Source organism: Colwellia sp. MB02u-10 (genome assembly GCF_014077185.1).
Taxonomy (GTDB): Bacteria; Pseudomonadota; Gammaproteobacteria; order Enterobacterales; family Alteromonadaceae; genus Cognaticolwellia.
The window spans coordinates 1-22,120 of the sequence record NZ_JACGVK010000140.1 but is presented as its reverse complement, the minus strand read 5'-3'; the positions used below and the strand labels follow the sequence as shown (position 1 = coordinate 22,120).

At 40.6% G+C, this 22,120-nt stretch carries 13 protein-coding genes; 5 read left to right on the top strand and 8 right to left on the bottom strand.

Annotation, left to right across the window (positions count from 1 at the left end):
- Positions 1–32: 32 nt before the first annotated feature.
- The gene (locus tag H4J59_RS18320) at positions 33–536 is read right to left on the bottom strand and encodes an outer membrane beta-barrel protein (RefSeq protein WP_182241424.1); all 504 of its coding nucleotides are present in this window, start codon (positions 534–536) and stop codon (positions 33–35) included.
- Between the two features lie 239 nt (positions 537–775).
- Between H4J59_RS18320 and H4J59_RS18315 the strand changes: the two genes are divergently transcribed.
- Together H4J59_RS18315 and H4J59_RS18310 are read left to right on the top strand one after the other, a co-directional pair.
- Positions 776–1,354 carry a HutD family protein gene (locus tag H4J59_RS18315; RefSeq protein ID WP_182241423.1) on the top strand — a complete coding sequence of 193 codons (579 nt, stop codon included), beginning with the start codon at positions 776–778 and terminating at the stop codon, positions 1,352–1,354.
- A gap of 458 nt (positions 1,355–1,812) precedes the next feature.
- Positions 1,813–3,336 (top strand): S10 family peptidase, encoded by a 1,524-nt coding sequence (locus tag H4J59_RS18310; RefSeq protein WP_182241422.1) that lies wholly within the window; start codon positions 1,813–1,815, stop codon positions 3,334–3,336.
- An 858-nt stretch (positions 3,337–4,194) separates the two neighbouring features.
- Here H4J59_RS18310 and H4J59_RS18305 read toward each other — a convergent pair.
- The 4 genes from H4J59_RS18305 to gorA all read right to left on the bottom strand — a co-directional run bounded on the left by H4J59_RS18305 (position 4,195) and on the right by gorA (position 13,271).
- The gene (locus H4J59_RS18305) at positions 4,195–7,044 is read right to left on the bottom strand and encodes a pitrilysin family protein (protein WP_220469886.1); all 2,850 of its coding nucleotides are present in this window, start codon (positions 7,042–7,044) and stop codon (positions 4,195–4,197) included.
- Positions 7,045–7,493: 449 nt separating this feature from the next.
- Positions 7,494–10,238 carry a DNA polymerase I gene (gene polA / locus H4J59_RS18300; protein WP_182241421.1) on the bottom strand — a complete coding sequence of 915 codons (2,745 nt, stop codon included), beginning with the start codon at positions 10,236–10,238 and terminating at the stop codon, positions 7,494–7,496.
- A gap of 531 nt (positions 10,239–10,769) precedes the next feature.
- Entirely contained in the window at positions 10,770–11,693 is a 924-nt protein-coding gene (gene menA / locus H4J59_RS18295) for a 1,4-dihydroxy-2-naphthoate octaprenyltransferase (protein ID WP_182241420.1), read from the bottom strand.
- 225 nt (positions 11,694–11,918) lie between these two features.
- Positions 11,919–13,271, bottom strand: a complete 1,353-nt coding sequence (gorA, locus tag H4J59_RS18290) for a glutathione-disulfide reductase (protein WP_182241419.1) — start codon at positions 13,269–13,271, stop codon at positions 11,919–11,921.
- A 270-nt stretch (positions 13,272–13,541) separates the two neighbouring features.
- On the opposite strand from gorA, the gene prlC reads away from it, so the two are divergent.
- Genes prlC through H4J59_RS18275 form a run of 3 tightly spaced genes read left to right on the top strand, consistent with a single transcriptional unit; the run spans position 13,542 to position 17,084 of the window.
- On the top strand, positions 13,542–15,584 hold the full coding sequence (gene prlC, locus H4J59_RS18285; protein ID WP_182241547.1) for an oligopeptidase A: 2,043 nt from the start codon (positions 13,542–13,544) through the stop codon (positions 15,582–15,584).
- Between the two features lie 5 nt (positions 15,585–15,589).
- Complete coding sequence (locus tag H4J59_RS18280) at positions 15,590–16,303, top strand: DNA-3-methyladenine glycosylase I (RefSeq protein WP_182241418.1); 714 nt, start codon at positions 15,590–15,592, stop codon at positions 16,301–16,303.
- Entirely contained in the window at positions 16,293–17,084 is a 792-nt protein-coding gene (locus tag H4J59_RS18275; protein WP_182241417.1) for a class I SAM-dependent methyltransferase, read from the top strand. The genes H4J59_RS18280 and H4J59_RS18275 overlap by 11 nt, the downstream gene beginning before the upstream one ends.
- Before the next feature lie 312 nt (positions 17,085–17,396).
- Here H4J59_RS18275 and H4J59_RS18270 read toward each other — a convergent pair whose 3' ends face one another.
- The 3 genes from H4J59_RS18270 to H4J59_RS18260 form a co-directional block, all read right to left on the bottom strand.
- Positions 17,397–18,695: a tetratricopeptide repeat protein gene (locus H4J59_RS18270; protein WP_182241416.1), complete on the bottom strand. Its 1,299-nt coding sequence runs from the start codon at positions 18,693–18,695 to the stop codon at positions 17,397–17,399.
- A gap of 245 nt (positions 18,696–18,940) precedes the next feature.
- On the bottom strand, positions 18,941–19,894 hold the full coding sequence (locus tag H4J59_RS18265) for a hypothetical protein (protein WP_182241415.1): 954 nt from the start codon (positions 19,892–19,894) through the stop codon (positions 18,941–18,943).
- Positions 19,895–19,915: 21 nt separating this feature from the next.
- Positions 19,916–22,120 (bottom strand): Ig-like domain-containing protein (locus H4J59_RS18260; RefSeq protein ID WP_182241414.1); only part of this gene is annotated, 2,205 nt, incomplete at its 5' end.

The following is a 22,120-nucleotide window of genomic DNA, read 5'->3' as shown; positions in this document are numbered from 1 at the left end:
GCCCTTTTAAATAATAAAGTTTATTTAACTGCTTAAAAAGCGTATTTAAAACCAACAGTTATCACATCAGTGTCCGTGTCAGTGTCATAGCGTTCAAAAGACGCTTCAACGCTAACTTTTTCGTTCAGTTTTTTACCCACACCCGCACCAAAACCAAATTCCCATTCATCATCGCTGACAGACGCGCCACGGAAACTGGCTTTCAGATCTAAGTTGGCATATGACGGCATCACATAAACATAAAAACCATTATCATAATTGTATTGGCCACGAACAGAAAGTGCCGTGAAGCGCTCGACTTCTACTTTAATACTATGACTTTTATCATCAGATATACCAGCACCAAGGCGCAATTCAGGTATTAGTGAGAATTTACTACCCTCTTCGATAAATTCATAAGCAACAGCGCCATAAATAGCGCCTAAAGAAAGCTTTTCAAGTGATAAGTCTGCATAGCCTGCGCCAGCTGACCAGTTAGCCGAAGCCGTTAAAGGTAATACCAATAAAGAAAGTGCAATTAAAGATTTTTTAAACAAAATAATATCCTTTTATTAATTTAAATAGTGAGTTAAGGGAGATAATAAAGCGCGCATGCTAACAATGCGCCTTGCGTTACGCAATTATTTTGTCCGTGTTAAATCAGAAAAAATAAGTAATAGGTGATGTCTTTAGCCTGATCGCTAAATAAACCTCATTTGCCAAAGACATTGGGTTCAGTTTCACGCTATGATCTAAACAATGAGCAGAATATGCCGGTTTAATCAGGATACACAAGATGATAGAAATTATTCAACCCAGACAATTTAAAACCGTCCCATGGAAAAATGGTCAGGGAGAAACTATTGAAATGGCGATAAATCCAGGCGGCAGCTTAGACAATTTCGACTGGCGATTAAGTATGGCAAGTGTGGTTGAAGATGGCGTTTTCTCTAATTTTACTGGCTATACCCGCAACCTAATTTTAATTGACGGAGACGGCATCAACTTACAACACAATGATAATAAAATTGACCGTTTAACCCAGCTATTAGACCTGGCTACTTTTGATGGTGGCAATAAAACTGTTGGCAACTTACATACTAATGAAATAACCGACTTTAATGTTATCACCCAAACGTCGGCCTTTAATACCAAGGTAAGCTGCCAAAAAAGTGCGAATAATTATTTACTTGAAACAAGCGCCCTGTGCTTTATTTATAGCTTATTCAAAGACGCCACACTGACCTTAAACCAGAGCCAAGAAGTCATCTCCTTGCCTGCTCAACACTTAGTAAAAATAACCGACTTACCCAACAACTTCGCCAGCCTAACCGGTGAGCACCTCATTGTTGTTTATCTAACCCATTGCACCTGACTTTTTAGGCCGGTGCAATTGACACAGCTTACTCACTTAAGTAAAACTTTAAGTGGTCGCACTAACAGTTGACGGACTAAAGTCCGACCTACAAAAAACAACCTAAAACCGCAGCACCATACATAGTCACTTTGTAAGCTCAATACAGACTGAATGCAAGCCCAATCTAGGTTCAATGTGGGTCCAATGTAAAGTGGACTTTAGTCCATTAAGTTAAATGAAATTTAACCATCTTTAAAACAAATACCGACCTACAGGTGATCATTAAGCTTAGAAACTGATTTACTCATTCAAATACATAAACAAACCCTATTTTAGTACGCCGCGTTTTAATCAGTCGTTAAGGTTACTAATCGCTAGAAATACTCGTTCTAACTTTTAATTATGACTTTTTCTTCATGCTGACGTAGGCTCAAGAGACAAAATTAAAATTACGCCTTAACCCTAAGGACAATATTATGACCATTAAGTATTTTATAAGGTTAGCTAGCCTACTGTTACTGTTATCACCCTTGGCCAATGCAGAATTTGAACGCAAAATTGCCATTGATGAAAGTAACACCAGTACTCATAGTACAAAAGTTAATGGCAAGAAATTTGATTACACCGCCACGACCGGTACTCAACCGGTTTGGGACGAAGAGGGCAAGCCTACTGCCAGTCTTTTTTATACCTATTATCAACGCGCAAATGTAAAAGACAAAGCCACTCGACCGTTACTTATCTCATTTAATGGTGGCCCAGGCTCAGCATCTGTTTGGATGCATGTCGCTTATACCGGCCCTAAAGTACTTAATGTCAACAACGAAGGTTTTCCATTACAGCCATACGGCGTAAAAACTAATGACTTCTCCATTTTAGACAGCGCTGATATTGTCTTTGTTAATCCAGTCAATACCGGCTATTCACGAGTTTTACCTAATAAAGAAGGTAAAATGCCGTCAAAAGAAGAGCAAAAGAAAATGTTCTTTGGCGTAAATGCTGACATTAAATACTTGGCAGAGTGGATTAACACCTTTGTTACCCGCCATAACCGTTGGCAGTCACCCAAATACCTTATTGGCGAAAGTTATGGCACTACCCGTGTTGCAGGCTTAGCGTTAGAACTACAATCTCGCCAGTGGATGTACCTTAATGGCGTTATTTTGGTGTCACCCACTGATATTGGTATCAAACGTGATGGTCCCGTAAAGGCAGCCAACCGTTTACCTTACTTTGCTGCAACCGCTTGGTACCACAAAGCACTCGCTGACGACTTACAAAATAAAGATCTATTAGACATTTTACCTGAAATTGAAAAATTCACCCTTGAGCAGTACTTGCCCGCGCTCGCCAAAGGTGGCTTTATTGCTCAAGATGAAAAGCAGCGCATCGCCGAACAAGTCGCTCGATATTCTGGTTTATCGGTACAAGAGGTCTTGCGTAATAACTTAGATATTGAAGCGTCTTATTTTTGGAAAGAAATACTGCGTAATCGCGAGCAAACCGTGGGTCGTTTAGATTCTCGCTATTTAGGTATCGATGAAAAAGTTACCGGTAGCAGCCCTGATTACAACGCTGAATTAACCTCTTGGTTGCACAGCTTTACGCCCGCAATAAATTATTATTTACGTGAAGAGCTCAATTATAAAACCGACCTTAAATACAATATGTTCGGTAATGTGCACCCTTGGGATAGAAGCAACAATAAAACCGGTGAAAACTTACGTTTGGCGATGGCGCAAAACCCGTACTTAAATGTGATGATCCAGTCAGGTTACTATGATGGTGCCACCAATTATTTTGATGCTAAATATACCTTATCCCAAATTGACCCAAGTGGTAAAATGCAAGACAGATTATCATTTAAAGGTTATAAAAGTGGTCATATGATGTATTTACGTTATCAAGATTTAGAAGCGTCTAACCAAGATCTTCGTGAGTTTATGCAAGCCACCTTACCGAATAAAACCACACCAGCAAAATATTCCAGCAAACGCTAATTTAGTCATTATTCTACTGCGTTAATCAAGTTTGTCAGTGCCTAGGCACTGACAACCTTATTTCTATCTCTGCCTATCAAGCCACCCTATCTCTAAACTTTATACCTTCAAAACACTACCAACACCAAGTACTATTACGCTTAAAGCCAAGCTCACCGCCTTGAATTCCTTAAGTGCCCTACTCATTCCCTGCTCATTGTTTCCTCCCTGTAAAAATAAAAATATCTCACAGGGAGAAAAACAGGAGGACTACAGGAGGAAAAGCACAGCAAAACCAAGCTAAAAACTTGTCGTGAAACTTCCCTTAATCCCTACTCATTCCCTTCTCATTCTTTCCTCCCTGTAAAAATCACAGGGAGAGAAACAGGAGGACTGCAGGAGGAAAAGCACAGCAAAACCAAGCTAAAAACTTGTCGTGAAACTTCCCTTAATCCCTACTCATTCCCTTCTCATTCTTTCCTCCCTGTAAAAAAATAACATAACTCACAGGGAGAGAAACAGGAGGACTGCAGGAGGAAAAGCACAGCAAAACCAAGCTAAAAACTTGTCGTGAAACTTCCCTTAATCCCTACTCATTCACTTCTCATTCTTTCCTCCCTGTAAAAAAATAACATAATTCACAGGGAGACAAGCAGGAGGACTGCAGGAGGTAAAGCAAAGCAAAATAGACCTTAAAACTTCCTGTAACTTACTGACAGCTGACAGCTAAAAACTTGTCGTTAAACTTCTCTTAATCCCTACTCATTCCCTTCTCATGCTTTCCTCCCTGTAAAAAAACAATTCACAGCGAGATAAGCCGCAGGACTACAGAAAGTAAAAAGGCCACCCATTGGCAGCCTTGAGTAGCATTACGTTCGTTTAAATTTCGTAATTAATCACTTGGTAACCTAAAGCCTCAAGCTGAGGTTTTAGGGTCTTAGCGTCGCCCACTACCACCATTAGCATTTCGCTTAAAACTAAATGCTTTTTCGCTAACGCGTTAATTTCTGCTTTAGTGATATTAGCCACAATGTCATTGCGTTCCTTGACAAAATCAGCCGTGAGATCATGCTCTAAAATTTGTGCTAAAAATCCGAGTTTACGACCTGGTGTTTCATATTTCAACGCATCTTTTTGGTTGATGGCGTTGCGCATGAAAGCTAACTCTTCATCGCTAATCCCTTGCTCCGCATAGTGGGTAATTTCTTTCACAAACTCAACAATTGACTTGTCTGTTACATCAGCCCGCACCTCTGCGCTTGCGGTATAAGTGCCAGAGAATTTATCACCATAAAAATACGAACTCGCACCGTAGGTGTAACCCTTATCTTCACGTAAATTTAGATTAATACGGCTATTAAATGCCCCGCCTAAGGCAAAGTTCATTAAGTAAGCTCGATAGTATTCACCGGTAATATCTTCAGTAAGTGAACGTTTACCAATGCGAATAGCAGCCTGCGTGGCATTGTCTTTATTCACTAAATAAATAACGCCTCGCTTAGCATTTGAGTCGGGTAAGGTTAATAACAGCTCTTTGCCTGCGCCCGTCAGTGCTTTGAAGATACCCAAAGACTGCAAAATATCGCGTTGGTTTAAATCTGACACCAATATTATTTCACTGCCTTTTGGCTGCACTTGCGCTTGATAAAGCGCTTTAATATCGGCTAATTCGATATTAGCTAATGAAGCTTCTGAACCCGCACTAGAAGTTGCCGCTATATTATCGGCATGCAGTAACTGGCGATAAGCATTTGACGCTAAATATCCGGCATCTTTTTTACCATTAATAGCACCTTGAATCGCATTGCTTTTATTACGCTCAAATTCACTTGGCAAAAACGCCGGTAGGGTTAATTTTTCATAAACTAAGGCAAGCGTGGCGTCTATATGCTTAGTTAAGGTGTTTATATTGACCGCTAAATAGTCATTACCCGCTGAGATACTAACCGAAGCACCCAGTTTTTGCAGGGCTTTGCTCATGTCTTCGGCGCTACGTTTGCTGGTAGACTCATTTAACATGGCGGCTAAAAGTGCTGCTGTGCCAGCCTTTTCTTTACTTTCATAATAATGACCCGCAGGGATTTTGATCAACATTGAAGTGGTTGGTGTCTCGCTGCTTTGTGTTGCCAGTATTTTCATACCATTAGCAAAAGTTTCGCGCCACATTTTGGGCACTTCAACGGCTTTATTTGCGCCAGCAACTGGCATAAGGCTACGGTCAAAATCGTCTTGCGCTTTACGCACTTGTAAGTCGGTATCTGAAGTCATCGCACGTTCGGGGATAACCCGTGCTGGTGGTATGAAGTTATCTGGCGCAGCAACCCGGGCCTTTTGCCCTTGTGGTACTATGCTCATGATCACGCCATGTTTATTTTTGATATATTTTTCATAAACACGCATTACATCAGCTTTGGTGACATTGGCATAACGGGCAATGTCTTGCTCAATATAATTTGGATTGCCTTTAAAGGTTTCATTCGCTGCCAATTGGCTGACCTTACCGGCTACACTCTGCAAGCCAAAGACAAAGCTAGCTTCCATTTCGGCTTTTGCTTTGATTAAATCGTCATCTTCAACACCACGGAGTTCAAATTCAAGCAAACTAGCACGAATCACTTTTTCCATATCTGCCAAAGTCTTACCTGACCCTGGATGCGGAAGTGCTAACATATTAAAAGTACAGGCGAGCTCCGCACAAGGATGACTTACCGAGGCTTGTACAGCCAACTGATTTTTAACTAAGTTTTTATAAAGTAATGAGGTTTTACCCCCACCTAAAATACTCGAGAGTAAATCTAGTGCGGCTTCGTCTTTATGCCTAACACTCACCGTTGGATACGACATATACACTAGAGGTAAATGTACATTGTCTTCCATAGAAATATAGCGATCAGCCTCGAGTGTAAAGCTGGATTTTTCAGGCATTTTTACCGCTGGGCCACGAGGAATAGTGCCAAAATATTTGTTCACCATTACCAAAGTATCAGCAATATTAAGATCACCGCCTATGGTTAATGTGGCATTATTAGGGCCATACCAACGCAAGAAAAAGGCTTTTAAGTCATTCACATTAACGCGATTTAAATCGTCAATATAACCTATGGTTTGCCATGAATAAGGATGACCTACAGGATACATAGCTTCTGCAACACGTTCTCGCAACAACCCATAAGGACGATTTTCATAACTTTGGCCACGTTCGTTTTTTACTGTTTCACGTTGTATTTCAAATTTCTCTTGTGTCACGGCATCAACTAAAAATCCCATGCGGTCAGCTTCAAGCCACAACATTTTTTCTAATTGATTTGCTGGCACGGTTTGAAAGTAATTCGTGCGATCGCTGTTGGTGGTACCATTCATGGTACCACCAGATTCAGTGACTATTTTAAAGTGCTCGTCGTCAGCAACATTTTCTGAGCCTTGAAACATCATATGTTCGAAAAAATGCGCAAAACCTGACTTACCAATTTCTTCGCGGCCAGAGCCAACGTGATAGGTCATATCAACATGAACCAAAGGGTCTGAGCTGTCTTGATGCAAAATCAAAGTTAAACCGTTGTCTAAAACATATTTTTGATATGGGATCACCGTTTTTTTCGCTGCTGTTCGCACTTGCTCAACAAAAGTGATGCCATCAACAATAATTTCAGGTGTTTGAGTTTGCAGCTTATCGGTATTTTCACAGGCGACTAAACAAGTCAGTAACAGCGGTAACGTCCATTTCTTCAAAATATTTTCCTCAATTCAATCATGATATAAATTTAGTAGAGCGGATATAATTTTATCGCCATTGTGCATAAGTACAATAGCTAAGTGATATTATTCCACTGTTGACCTTTAGCTTAATGTAAAGTTCAACAGTACTTATGCCTGCACTTGCTCGTCTAAGGTAATTTAGCCGTCATAGGCTTAAAGCAGATATAACATCACAAGTACGGTTTATTTCATTCAACACGCGCCTTACAGCTCGAATGAGTGAGTATTGAATAATCGAAAAATGGTGTAAAAAAAGGCCTCTAGATAGAGGCCTGAATGACAACACACCATGAAGGGATCACTCGGCGTTATTTAATAAGAACATGAAGCAAGGATATTAATTTCAACCAAACAATAGTAAGTACATTAAATATTGTTTATTCACAAGTTCAAAATACTAGAGTAATACCCCTTTGATATCTCTAATGCGCTTGTTCCCAGTTATCACCAATGCCGGCTTCGGCAATTAATGGCACACTCATGGTGATGGCATTATTCATAATTTCAACCAAGGTTGCTGTGGTTTTCTCAACAATATCTTGGTGAATTTCAAAAATTAATTCATCGTGTACTTGCATGGTCATTTTGATTCTAGGATCGTTTTGCGCTTGTATCCAAGCATCAACCGCCAACATGGCTTTTTTGATAATATCAGCCGCAGTACCTTGCATAGGTGCGTTAATCGCTGCACGTTCAGCGGCTTTTTTGCGCATGGCATTTTTTGCTTTAATGTCTGGCAAATACAGTCGACGACCAAATAAGGTTTCTACATAACCTGTTTCAGTGGCTTGTTGACGGGTATCTTCCATATACTGAGAAACATTAGGATAACGCTCAAAGTATTTATCAATATAGGCTTGTGCAGTATGGCGAGGCACATTAAGTTGTTTTGCTAAGCCAAATGCCGACATGCCATAAATCAAACCAAAGTTAACCGCTTTCGCGCTGCGGCGTTGATCTATAGTGACTTCATCAAGTGGTACGGCAAATATCTCTGCTGCCGTTGCTTTATGCACGTCTTTGCCTTCAGAAAACGCTTTAACTAAGCCCGGATCGTCGGATAAATGCGCCATAATGCGTAATTCAATTTGAGAATAATCTATCGCAACAATTTTATGCTCAGGCGGAGCAATAAAAGCCAGACGTATTTTACGTCCTTCTTCACTTCGAATAGGAATGTTTTGCAGGTTTGGATCGGTCGAAGATAAACGCCCGGTTGCGGTAACCGCTTGTTGATAAGAGGTATGAACACGGTTAGTGGTTGCCCCAACTAGTAAGGGTAACTTGTCGGTATAAGTTGACTTTAACTTACTTAAGCCACGGTTTTCTAAAATCACTTTCGGTAATGGATAATCTAACGCTAACTCTTGTAACACTTCTTCTGCCGTTGAAGGCGCACCTTTAGGGGTTTTCTTAATAACCGGTATTTTGAGCTCTTCAAACAAAATTACCTGTAATTGCTTAGGCGAGCTTAAGTTAAAGCTTTTACCTGCCAGGTTATGCGCTTCAATCTCTAACTCAGCTAAACGTGTACCAATGGATTGGCTTTGTTGAGCCAACATATCGCAGTCAATTAATACCCCATGTTGCTCCATGCGAGCAAGTACGGGGAGTAACGGCATCTCAATATCGGTAAAAACAGAGAGCTGCGAACTCACTTTGGCTAATTGTGGGTAAATGGCTTGATGCAAACGCATGGTAATATCAGCATCTTCAGCGGCATAATGACCGGCCTTTTCAATTTCAATTTGATTAAAGGTCAGCTGCTTTGCGCCCTTACCAGCAATATCTTCAAAATGTACGGTTTTATAGCCTAAATATTTTTCTGCTAGCGCGTCCATGTTATGGCGCGTTGCCACACTGTTCAAACAATAAGACTCAAGCATGGTGTCAAAAGCAATACCTTGCATGGCAATATTATAATGCGAGAGCACATTGGCATCGTATTTTAAATTTTGCCCGACTTTACAGCAGGTTTCACTCTCTAATAATGGCTTAAGTTGCTCAAGCACCCAGTCGAGTGCTAGCTGCTCTGGCGCATCAATATAATCATGCGTTAGTGGCACATAAGCCGCTTTACCGGCTTCAATACAAAATGATAAACCGACCAGTTTAGCTTTCATATAGTTAACGCTGGTGGTTTCAGTATCAAAAGCAAACAGCTCAGCAGCGTTTAACTTTTCAAGCCAAATATTAAAGCTGGCTTTATCAAGAATAATCTCATATTCAGTGTCAACATCAGCAGGCAAGTCGACAACAGCTTCGCTACTGGGTGTAACTGCAGTATCCGCTTTGCTATCGCCAGCGTCTAAATCAGTTAATAGCCGTTTTAATTCAAATTTTTGGTAAAGCGTTCTTAATGTTTCAGTATCAGGTGCTTTGGGTTGCAGTTCAGCAACGCTTTGCTCAAGGTCAACATCGAGCTTAATGGTGGCAAGTTCATAAGAAAGCGGCAGGTGTGTTAAAGCGGTGCGTAAGTTTTCACCTACTTTGCCTTTAACATCGTCGGCATGTGCCATGACTTCTTTTAAGCTAGGGTGTGCGGTTAACCATTTTACCGCTGTTTTAGGGCCACACTTTTCAACGCCAGGAATGTTATCAACTTTATCGCCCATTAGGGCAAGGTAGTCGATGATCTGATCAGGGCGCACACCAAATTTTTCAATAACGCCTGCTTCATCCATTTCTACATTGGTCATGGTGTTAATTAAACGCACATGCGGGTTAACTAACTGAGCCATATCTTTATCACCGGTTGAGATCACGGTTTCAATGCCTAAAGCGGTTGCTTGATGCGATAAAGTGCCAATAACATCATCAGCCTCTACGCCATCAATAACTAACAGCGGTAAACCCATGGCAACAATAATTTCATGTATTGGCGCAATTTGCGTGCGTAAATCATCCGGCATGGGCGGGCGATTAGCTTTATATTCAGCATACATATCATTACGAAAGGTTTTCCCTTTGGCATCAAATATCGCCACGATATTACCATTGGGATAGTCTTTTTTTAGACTTCTGAACATGTTCAAAACGCCAGTAATAGCACCGGTAGGTTGGCCGTCTAAAGTGGATAAAGCTTGCAAATATGGCACGTGATAAGCACGAAATAAATAAGATGAACCATCGACTAAAATAAGCGGTGATTGGTCAGAAGTTGGCATGATAATTTTATAACTGGGAGAAAGATTGGCTAAGCATGCCATAATCGGCAAATTGTCTCTAGCTATTCATTATATTTAGGCGCATCAATTAGCGATAATTGTGGATAAGTATGTTGAAAACCACGATGAAAAACCTTAAAGCTCTGGCGAACTTTACGGCAACTGTTATTTAACTACTTGTATTAAATCAAAAAAGATAAGTCTGAAATCCTTTTCAAATATTTATTATTATTTTTTTATTATGTGGATAAATAAATGTCTCAGCTTAAAATTAGCCGTTCAATTAACGAACAACAAAAATAAGCGAGCTGAGAGATTACCAGAAAACAACCTCATTACCAGACAATTGTTAAACTATTTTTACTGTTTTATGACACCTATAAATAACAAAAAAACATAAGCTATATTTGGCAAGGGCTAGCTTAATTATATAAATTTAATTTTTGTAAAAATTTAAATTACCTTGGTCTTCACTAAGCCAAAATATGACAAAATCGCAGCTCTATTTTTACATTAACTGTCACCCCGTTATTACAAAAATATAATCAAGCTCAAAGCAACACTAAAGCAATATAAAAAACCTACTTGAGCCACATTAGCTAATAATGAATTAAGTGCCGGTCCTTGCAAGGTAAAGCCTTTTTTAATCACATAATAACTCGGCGCCACAAGTAAAATAGTGGTTATCCAAAGTATAGACGATACCTGTATGGCAAATATTGCATGAATAATTAACGCACCCGTAATGAGTATCGCGAGTAAAATTCTTGCCTTGTGTTCACCTAGAATAACCACCAAGGTATATTTTTTTACCGCTTGATCCGTAGCAATGTCTCTAATATTGTTCACCAGCATAATGGCGCTACTATACAATCCTGCACTAGTGGCTAAGCCAAAGGCGAGTAATGACAGGGTACCCGCTTGCAAATAATAACTGCCAAGCACTGACACCCAGCCGAAGAAAATTAACACGGTAACTTCACCCAAAGCATTTGACGCCAATGGAAAGGGTCCTGCGCTGTAAGCAAACACACCTAACAATGACAATACGCCAAGCGCCAATATCCACCAACCACCTTCAACCGCAAGATAAAGCCCTGAAAGCATAGCAACAGTGCATATTAGTGCTAAACCAAGCTTTATGGCTGATAATGAGATTAAGCCCGCTTGCACCACTCTTACCGGCCCCACTCTTTGCTTGCTATCTACCCCAGATAAACCATCAAAAAGGTCATTCGCTAAATTAACCGCAATTTGCAGTGACATAGCACAGACTAAGGTCAATAAAAATATGCCCATGTTAATGTCAACGTCACGGGTCGCCAATGCTGTGCCTAATAAAATCGGACCAATGGAAGCGAGTAAGGTGCTAGGCCGAATAGCCAGCCACCAATATTTGAGCTGAGACTTGAACTGAGACTTGAACTGAGACTTGAGTGGAGACTTTATTAACATTAGCTTGGCTGTTGAAGTATTAGGGTTATTGATCTTATCTTATATCTAGACAATGACTAGCCAATATTTAGACATAAAAGAAGATGGATCAACTTAAACTTTGAAAAATAAAAAACGCTGTACCCTATGACGAATACAGCGTTTAAATTAACGCAAAAACACGCTTAATGTCCTAATAAACTAAAGTTTAATAACCTAAAGCCTAATAAGCTACAGCCTAATGAATTACATAGTGACAAATTCTTCTGCTGAGGTTGGGTGAATAGCCACAGTATTATCAAAGTCAGCCTTAGTGGCGCCCATTTTCATGGCAACCGCAAAACCTTGTAATAATTCATCGCTTCCAAAACCTATACTATGAATACCCACTATTTTCTCTTCTTTACCTACACAGACTAATTTCATCCGAGTAGGATCACGATAATCTTCAGTAATCGCTTGATATAAAGCGGTAAATTGAGAGCTGTAAACCTTAACTTGCGCTTCGCCATGCTCTTCTATCGCTTCTTTTTCTGATAAACCCACCGTACCAATAACCGGATGACTAAACACCACTGTGGCTATATTGGAATAATCTAAATACGACTCTGGCTTATTGTTAAACAAACGCTCACACAAGCGGCGTCCAGCAGCGACGGCAACCGGCGTTAACTGGGCTCGGCCGGTATTATCACCAACGGCATAAATACCATCAACATCAGTATTTTGATATTTATCTGTAGGAATAAAACCCCGTTCATCAAGCTCAATACCTGCTGAGGCAATATTAATATTATCGGTTGCTGGCTCACGACCAATCGCCCAAATTAAGCTGTCTACTGGGCCGACACTATGGCCATTTTCTAGATGAATGGTTAGTTTGCCATCCTGATGTTTCTCAACACGCGTTGGCACACTCATGGTGTGTAGTGTTGGACCATGCTTGGCCATTTGCTCTACTAAGGTATCGCTTAGCATGTCATCAAAATGACGTAATGGCTTTTCTTTACGCACTAATAGATGAGCTTTGCTGCCTAGCGCATGCAACACACCGGCAAGCTCAACGGCAATATAACCCGCTCCCACCACGGCAACTTTTTCAGGTTGTTCGGTTAACGCAAAAAAGCCATCTGAGTCAATACCATGCTCAGCCCCTTCAATATCGGGACGACTTGGGCGTCCGCCTGTTGCAATGGTAATATGGTCAGCGGTATATAAAACCCCGTCAACGTCTAAGGTATTTTTATCAACAAACTTAGCAAAACCCTTGATCACGGTAACGTCATTACTGGCAAAACCACGCGCATAAGCTGCATGAATGCGTTCAATATAAGCTTCTCTATTTTTTACTAACTTTGACCAGTCAAAGCTTTGTAATGGCGCTTTAAAACCGTAGTCATTCGCGTAGTGTAATGCATCGGCAATTTGTCCGGCATACCACATGGCCTTTTTCGGTACACAACCGACATTCACACAGGTACCACCAATATGCTTAGCTTCAATAACAGCGGCTTTTTTGCCTAAACGTGCAGCTCGGTTTGCAGAAGCGATACCGCCACTGCCGGCGCCAATCGAAATGTAGTCAAAATGTTGTGTCATATTATTATTCCTATGTGATTATATTGCGCTTAAAGCATCAAGTGATTATATTGCACTTAAAGCATCAAAATTCAAGCATCGCAGCCAATGCCGGTCATTATTGCCTCTTTATGACTGCAAATGACATAATATTTAACGATTAAATTTCAAATTTTTCTCTCAATTGCCTCTCTAGTGTTAAATAGTCAAAGCTACACCTTGATTATCGACTGATCTGCCATTACATCTACAGCATCATCTAGCAAACATGCGAATTTTATGACCAGTCCTATGACCAATCCATTATTACAAAAGACCTCACTGCCGCAATTTTCTAAAATCAAGCCAGAACATGTTAAACCTGCGGTTGAGCAAGCCATCAAAGAGTGTAAAACAGTGATTGCGGATGTATTAGCAAATAATACCCAATTCACTTGGGACAATTTAGTTGCCCCTATTGATGAAGTAAATGATGTATTAGGTAAATTATGGTCACCCATTTCGCATATGAATTCAGTGGTCAATAGCGATAAGCTGCGCGATGCTTATGAGTCATGCTTACCACTTTTATCTGCATACGGTACTTTTGTTGGTCAGCACGCTGGATTATTCGCGGCCTACCAGCAATTAAATGACAGTGCAGCGTTTAAAGCACTTAACACAGCGCAACAAAAAGTCATCAGTAACACCTTAAAAGACTTCAAACTCTCAGGCATTGCACTGAACGAGCAAGACAAAAAGCGCTACGGTGAAATATCCACGCGCTTATCAGAACTTAGCTCAACCTTTGGTAATAATATTCTCGACGCCACGCAAGCCTTTAGCGTTAATATTACCGATGAAGCAGACTTAGTCGGTTTACCTGAAAGCGCCAAAGAAGCGGCACAAGCTTTAGCACAAGCACAAGAAAAAACCGGTTGGTTATTTACCTTAGACATTCCAAGCTACTTACCCCTGATGATCTATTGCGACAATCAAGCGCTACGCGAAAAAATGTATCGCGCCTATGTTACCCGCGCCTCTGAAATAGGGCCGAACGGCGGCGAATATGACAACAGCCCTATTATGGCTGAATTACTTTCTTTGCGTCATGAAATTTCCAACTTATTAGGATTTAACAGCTTTGCCGATAAATCATTGGCAACAAAAATGGCCAATAACAGCCATGAAGTATTAGGCTTTTTAGAAGACCTAGCGGTTAAGTCAAAAGCGCAAGGCGAACAAGACCTAGTCGAAGTGACCGCCTTTGCGAAACAAAATTTTGCCCAAAGTGATTTGCAAGCGTGGGATTTACCCTATTACAGTGAAAAACTAAAACAAGAACGTTACGCTATTTCTGACGAAGAGCTACGACCTTATTTCCCAGAAAGCAAAGTGGTTGCCGGCTTATTTGAAGTGGTGCATCGCTTGTTTGGTTTAAATATCAGCGAGCGTAAAGGGGTAGATACTTGGCATAAAGATGTCAAATTTTTTGATGTCTTTGACAGTAAACAGCAACGTCGAGGCAGCTTCTATTTAGACTTATACGCCCGTTCGAAAAAACGTGGCGGCGCCTGGATGGACGATTGTGTCGGCCGTCGTGAATTAGCTAATGGCGATATGCAATACCCGGTTGCTTACCTGACCTGTAATTTTAATGGCCCAGTCGGCGATAAGCCGGCATTATTTACCCATGACGAAGTCGTGACCTTATTCCATGAATTTGGCCATGGTATTCATCACATGCTAACGCAAATTAACGCGGCAGGTGTGTCGGGTATCGACGGTGTACCATGGGACGCGGTTGAACTACCCAGCCAGTTTTTAGAAAACTGGTGCTGGCAGCCAGAAGCACTGGCCTTTATTTCAGGTCACTACCAAACTGATGAAGCTTTACCGCAAGACATGCTCGACAAAATGTTAGCGGCCAAGAACTTTCAATCGGCAATGCAAATGATCCGCCAACTTGAATTCAGTTTGTTTGATTTTAAAATGCATGCAGAATATTGCCCAGAAAAAGGTGATCAAATTCAACAAGTGCTAGATAAAGTACGTCAAGACTACGCCGTTATTAAAGCGCCTGAGTTCAACCGTTTTCAACACAGCTTTGGCCATATTTTTGCTGGCGGTTATGCTGCCGGTTATTACAGCTATAAATGGGCTGAAGTTTTATCAAGCGATGCTTTTTCTCGCTTTGAAGATGAAGGTATTTTCAACCAAAACGTGGGTCATGACTTTTTAACCAATATTCTTGAAATGGGCGGTTCAAAAGAGCCAAGCGAACTCTTTAAAGCCTTCCGTGGTCGACAGCCTAAAATAGATGCCTTACTGCGTCACAGTGGCATTACGGGTTAATCACCATGGCATTAGAAAAATTTGACGATATTTATCAACGCGCCGCTGCTCGCAAAGGCGGTGCGGCTAAACTTAATATATTATTAGGCCCAGGTAACCGAGATCATTTATTACCCACAATAACTGACGACAGATTTTTATCTGAGTTCAGTAAAAAGGTTTTTCAATCGGGTTTTGTTTGGCGCGTAGTGGAAAATAAATGGCCCAATTTCGAAGAAAGCTTTTTCAATTTTACTATTGAAAAAGTCTTAATGATGCCAGAAGAAATGATGGAGCGAAAAGCCAGCGATCCTAAAATAATCCGTAACTTTAATAAAGTTAAAACCATTAAAGCTAATGCCCTGATGATCTTTGACCAGCAGCAACAAGGCCATAGTTTTGCAACGTTTATTGCCCAGTGGCCCAGTGCTGACATTATTGGCTTATGGGCTTATTTGAAAAAACAGGGTCAACGCTTGGGTGGCAACACTGGGCCTTATGCGCTGCGGGCGTTAGGTAAAGACACCTTTATTCTGAGCCGAGATGTTGAGGCTTATTTTCGCGCTCACGACATTATTACTGGTGGTATTCAAACAAAATCTAGCTTGAACGCCATTCAAGCAAGCTTTAATGACTGGCAAAAACAGTGTGACTTGTCACTCGGCCAACTCAGTCGTTTAATTGCTTACGCGACGGGTGATAATCATGTTCATTTAGAAGAGGTTATCGATGCTGAATAATATTGCTGTTGCCTATGTAGATTCTGTCGACGTCGACAAGGCAAAAAAAATCGCCAAAAAATGGCAACTTGATTATATCGGTGATATCGCCGCAATAAAAAATCATCCTCACTTACTGTTTGCCTTACAAGTTAATATGCAGCGCTTAGAACTGAGTAAACTTGATGAGCCAAAAATTGGCGCTATTTGCGTTGATTTTGTTGATGGCGCAACCGCCCATCGGCGAAAGTTTGGTGGTGGCCGAGGTCAAGATATTGCTAAAGCGGTGGGCTTAAAACATGGTTTTACTCCCAAGGTACTTGATGCCACCGCCGGCTTAGGTCGTGATGCCTTTGTCTTAGCGACCTTAGGTTGTTACGTAACCATGATGGAACGTATGCCGATTGTCGCCGCCTTACTCGAAGACGGTTTAAAACGCGCTAAACTCAGCACTGAAATTAATGATATTACCGAGCGCATGAGTTTAATTAGCTCGTCATTGATTGCAGATATTCCGTTAGCCCAACAACCGGATGTCATTTACCTTGATCCTATGTATCCGCACCGAGAGAAATCAGCCGCCGTTAAAAAAGAAATGCGCGTATTTCAATCGCTAGTAGGTGAAGACCTTGATGCTGACAACTTACTAGCACCCGCCATTGCCTTAGCCAAATATCGTGTGGTGGTTAAACGCCCAAGCTATGCACCACCACTAGCCGGTAAAGCACCGTCAACCAGTATTAATATGAAAAAAAATCGCTTTGATGTTTATGTGAATCAAGCGATTCCGAAACATAATTAAAAAAACACTTGGTTTACTGTCTGTATATTCGAAGTTGACGAAAGCCGTTCCCAACAAGAATGTATTCAAGTTTGCTAGCGCAAAAATCATTGGTGTCATTATGTGTGAGAGCACATTAGAGTGAGTTTAAATAATGTGAAATCACTACATAGATATTCTGGTGTTTACGGTGTGAATAATATCCAGCAAGCATTACTTAAACTTACCTGATTACCCATAATCAACAGCTACGGTTTTCGTAAATTAGTCTATATCTCATATAAGCGTTAACTGAAGTGTTTAATCATTATATAAGCGCAACCTATTGCTGTTTTATAAGGTAAAACGAAATAACAAGTACATCTGACTACGTTCATTACTGAAAGCTTCAATATTCGATGTCGCCGCAAACATATCAATGCCTACATCTATGGTGACACGTTGCCATGAAAAGTTTTTAAAATTATAACTTGCTTCTAAATTATAGTGTGTGCGGGTGTCAGTACGTACCTTGCCAAACCCAGCAAGTTCGCTGTCATATGTGTTTGGGTTTAGTTTATAAGATGCTGATAATAGTAATTCTGGTTGAAAAGCATAGTTAACACCTAAATCGATTGTTGCACCCGTAAAGCTATAGGCACTGTTTTCAGCACTGGCTAAACTGTAGCCTAATTTTGAAAACAGTAACAAACCATCATATATTTGATAGTTCACAATAAGCTCTGGTTTAATTTCTGTTAGATCTCTTGTTGATTCACCACTATAGCCATACATTTGATAACCCATTTTACCTAATATTCGTAAATTTTTATGGGTTATCATCGCCAATGTGACATCAAAACCTATCAGACTTAGCAGTGGACTACCGCCAATAGACACATTGGCATAACGAGATGATATTGAGTATTCTCCGCCCCACATTTTACGATGATACGACCCACTTAAATCGAATACAGTAACACTATGATCTTCGTTACCCATAAAAGCGGTTGTGGTAACGTTAGCCATTCCGCTCCAGCTACTATAGCGATCCCATAACTTACTAAACCGTAACTTTACTCCGGCATTTATGCCCATAGCGGAAATAGGTTGGTTGTCTTCATTTAAAATAAATTCTTCATCATATATGATAAACGAATCCACAGTGGGAGCATTATTGACATTACTGTCAACTAGCACTCCGGTGCTAAAGTCGACAAAGTATTTCAATGCATAGGGTGAATTATCGACAATAGTTTCAACTTTATTACGTACGGTTTGATTAAGCGTTGGCATGGCCAATAGGTCATCATACTGTTTATTTGCTTGTTCAAACTCACCTAAATATTGATATGTTAATGCAAGATCTAAAAACGGTCGGGGTTGGCTTTTATCGGCATTAACAACTTTTTCAAAGTAATTTTTAGCTTGAGTATATAAGCCTAGTCCTGCATGGCATTGCCCCATTGAATAATAAATATTAAGTTGTAACTGCCTGGCCTTATCTTTTTTACCTGCCGACAAATCACTTACTACTGGTAAATTAAGAAGCTGTGCACATGCTTGGGCATATTGCTTGTTTTTAATACCTTTTAAAGCTAAATTTATTTTATTGTTAACTTCTATTAGATTTACTGTACTACTACTAGCCAAGCTCGATGTTACTGTAAATAATGCCATTATATAGGTGAAATTAATTATCATTATTTTTAAAACGTTACGATTAACCATATAAATTTTACTTCTTATTTTTATGTGAATTCTAAGTTAACTATAATTTACTATGCCAAACGTTATTAATTGCTCAATACATTCATCAAGTTATGGCTAATTAACGGCTCGCTATATACCAATAACTAATTTTGCGCAGTGTACATATTACCCTAGTAGCTTAATTATTATTTCAAACTCGCTTTTCTCAGTTCAGCTAATTTAATAACTAGATCTTGAGACGGAAGTGGCACTTCATAAAGCCCCACGACGGTTAAAGGGTCAATAGCGTCAGCATCAAGCGCTGTTATTAAATAGACAGGTGCAATGACTACATCGAGTATCTTAGGTGCTTGTTCTTGACTATAAAGGCTTAGTCCTAGTGCTTCATCATCAACCTGAGGCAAAACATCCATAGCTTTAATTTTATTAATAACCGCAGCCATTACGCCTTTATTCGTTAAAGCATCCTCTATGGTAATACCTGATTCATTAAAAATGATCAGTTGCTCTTTTAAATAGTTGGGTAAAATATTGACCACATTAGGGTGACTGATGAGTTGAACAAATTTATTGGGCTCATTTTGACTCGCTATAAGTAAATCTAAAACCTTTTTTTGCTGTAACTCAGTCAACACTAAGCTTTCACCTAGAAGTAATTTTTTTTCTATTTCTTTATCATCAACTGAATTTTTTGCTGCATAATTAGTTTCTACACTATTTTCAATTTCCACTAGCCTAATTAAAGTTCGGTATAATTTTATTCTGCCCCATTTCAATTCAGATTCAGTGTCAAGCACTTGCTTGCGGTGATTTTGGTTGTCTATTTGCCTAAATAAGCGAAATTGTTCATTGTCGCTATATTCGTTATCTGCTTTACTTTGATAAGCACTTAATTGGGTAACCTTAGTGCGGTGTACCTTATCAGCAATTTTTATTGCTGCACTTAACATTTTCGCATCCGTTTTAAGTAATACATACTCATCAACTAACTCTGGCGATATGGCGAGCAGTTTTTGAAAGGTATTCACTTGCTCAGCACCCGATGAGAAGATACTCTCTTCTTTTTTATCTTGTGCGTGCACATAGCTAATACATGTTAGCAGAGCTAGCACTACACTTATTTTTTTAGTATTCATCATAAATAATCCTTAAGGCAGAGGCTAAGGTGACGCTATGTCACCCGAGACACCAGTAATATCTTTATAGGTTGCGGTTACTTTAATAGTCCCACTAGCAATGCGAGTCAATAAGCCTTTAGTGCCTAATGCATTACTAATAGTCGCTATTCTTTCCATTGAGTCCGTTAAGTCCGTTGACCACACAACCTCTTGTGTTAGGTCTACTTCACGAACTGGATCGGCGAATGTACCAGTAACACTAAATTGCAAGGTGCCGTCTATGGCGACAATTGATGTATCAGACGAAACGGTTAAGGCTGTGGCACTTTCATCTCGGCGAGTAATAGTGGCAGTAGCCGTACAGGCTGAAGTATCACAAACAGAGCCGGGTAGTATTGCGGTTACTGCTATTGTTGCTGTTGAGTTACCTACTGCTGATACTTGCCCCCTAAGCCCAGCTACATTACTGACAAATGCGTCCGTATTATTGTTAATACTCCACGTGACTAATTCAGTAACATCACTGGTTGTTGCATCATCATAGGTGAGTGTTGCGGTGAACTCTTGCTTCTCATCATTATCTAAAGTGATCGTTGCAGGGGTAATATCCAACGAGGTAGTAGCGCGAGTTTCAAAGCCCACGACTAAGGCGTTATTAACTGTTGTGCCTTTTTCAGTAAACAATTCGGCCGTGACTTCCGGTGTACCACTGAAGCTTAGCGGCGTTATTTCACCTTTTTTGCCTGTAATATTACTTACCGTTAACTCTGCTGTTGAACTCCAATAAACTTGATCGGTTATTTCATGTTTATAACCCTCTGTATAATTGGCATACGCTTTTACCGGGTAGGCTTGAGCTTGCAAGCTACTATCGTCACTTAAGGTTAACGTGGTTGGACTAATACTAATTGTAGCTATTTCACTAACAACCGTGACATTAGCCGTTGCTGTTTTAGCACTTAAGCTTGCCGTTATTGTCGTAGAGCCAACAGTTAGACCCGTTAATTGATCCGAGGTTTCGGTGGCAAGCGTAGTGTTTGTTACTGCCCAGGTGACTTTGTCACTAATATCGACGACTAAATATTTAGTGGCCGGGTCTACGTCATATTGATATGTACCTAAGGCCTTTAAGCTATGATTCACGCCTATCGCCAGCGTTATATCATCAGGTACTATTTCAATGGAATAAAGTGTACCGCTCTGTTTAATCGCTAGCGCTGCTGTTGCCTCTTGGCCATCAAATGTCGCAGTAATTTCGCTATTGTTGGTAGCCGCTGAAGTTATCGTCACTAGCCCTCCGGTCCCATCCACAGTTACATCCGTGGAAGTACCAGTATCATCATCAGTCCAAGCGACGCCACTGCTAGTGTTCAGCGCTTTCACCGTATTATCGCTTAGTATGGCCACAGCGCTTAATTGATAGTTAACATCTATGGGTAGCGTAACGGCATCTACTGATGTTTCTACACTAGTAAGAGCACTATCTAGCGCTCCCTTAATAAATGTCACGGCTAGTGTTTTACTGGTTAAAACGGCATTAACATCGGTTACCGTAATGTCTGCTGTAACGTCTGCACTTAAAATCAAACTAGTAATTGTCACTGGGGTTGCTTGATTTACTTGAGGTGGAGCACTGCCTGCTATTCTAATATTGCTGTTATCGCTTGATGTCCAATCTAGCAGACCGGTGTATGGCGCGGTAGTTTTGTCGGAATAAATAGCAATTGGGTGTATCAGTAAGGTCTGTTGTTCAGCTAAAGTGGTTGAACTTTCAGCGTAAAGCTTAAAATCAACAATGGCTTTTGCACTCACGGTCACCGCATCAGCATCTGATACATCATAGTCATAGTCGTCTGCGGTATCCGTTAATACAGCTGAGATTGTCACCTGTCCTTCTTTTAAGGTGGAGACTACACCAGCAGCATCAACACTAGCGAGTACTGGGTCCGAACTTAACCAAGTTAAGTCACTTGCATCTAATGAAGGCGCAGGTGAACCATCAGTCATGGTAAAGTCTGGAGTAAGTGTTGCCACTGTACCTAAAGCCAGGGTAGGTTCATCAGGGGTAAGTGCAAGCTGTAATTGAGCGGGCAATGCCGTCACCACAAAACTCGCGGTAACGGGGTCTCCGTAACCCACCGTTAAAGTAGCGGTTATCGTCGTGTCTGTAGCTAATGGCGCATTAGCTAATACCGTTACTGTGCCGTCTGCCGCAACCGTCGCAACCGCTGTATTTGAGCTAACCCA

Bases quoted from the DNA above. Each gene is read 5' to 3' on its own strand.
- H4J59_RS18315 (WP_182241423.1), top strand. From the start codon at position 776: ATGATAGAAATTATTCAACCCAGACAATTTAAAACCGTCCCATGGAAA.
- H4J59_RS18310 (WP_182241422.1), top strand. From the start codon at position 1,813: ATGACCATTAAGTATTTTATAAGGTTAGCTAGCCTACTGTTACTGTTA.
- polA (WP_182241421.1), bottom strand. From the start codon at position 10,238: ATGCCAACTTCTGACCAATCACCGCTTATTTTAGTCGATGGTTCATCT.
- menA (WP_182241420.1), bottom strand. From the start codon at position 11,693: ATGTTAATAAAGTCTCCACTCAAGTCTCAGTTCAAGTCTCAGTTCAAG.
- gorA (WP_182241419.1), bottom strand. From the start codon at position 13,271: ATGACACAACATTTTGACTACATTTCGATTGGCGCCGGCAGTGGCGGT.
- prlC (WP_182241547.1), top strand. From the start codon at position 13,542: ATGACCAATCCATTATTACAAAAGACCTCACTGCCGCAATTTTCTAAA.
- H4J59_RS18280 (WP_182241418.1), top strand. From the start codon at position 15,590: ATGGCATTAGAAAAATTTGACGATATTTATCAACGCGCCGCTGCTCGC.
- H4J59_RS18275 (WP_182241417.1), top strand. From the start codon at position 16,293: ATGCTGAATAATATTGCTGTTGCCTATGTAGATTCTGTCGACGTCGAC.
- H4J59_RS18265 (WP_182241415.1), bottom strand. From the start codon at position 19,894: ATGATGAATACTAAAAAAATAAGTGTAGTGCTAGCTCTGCTAACATGT.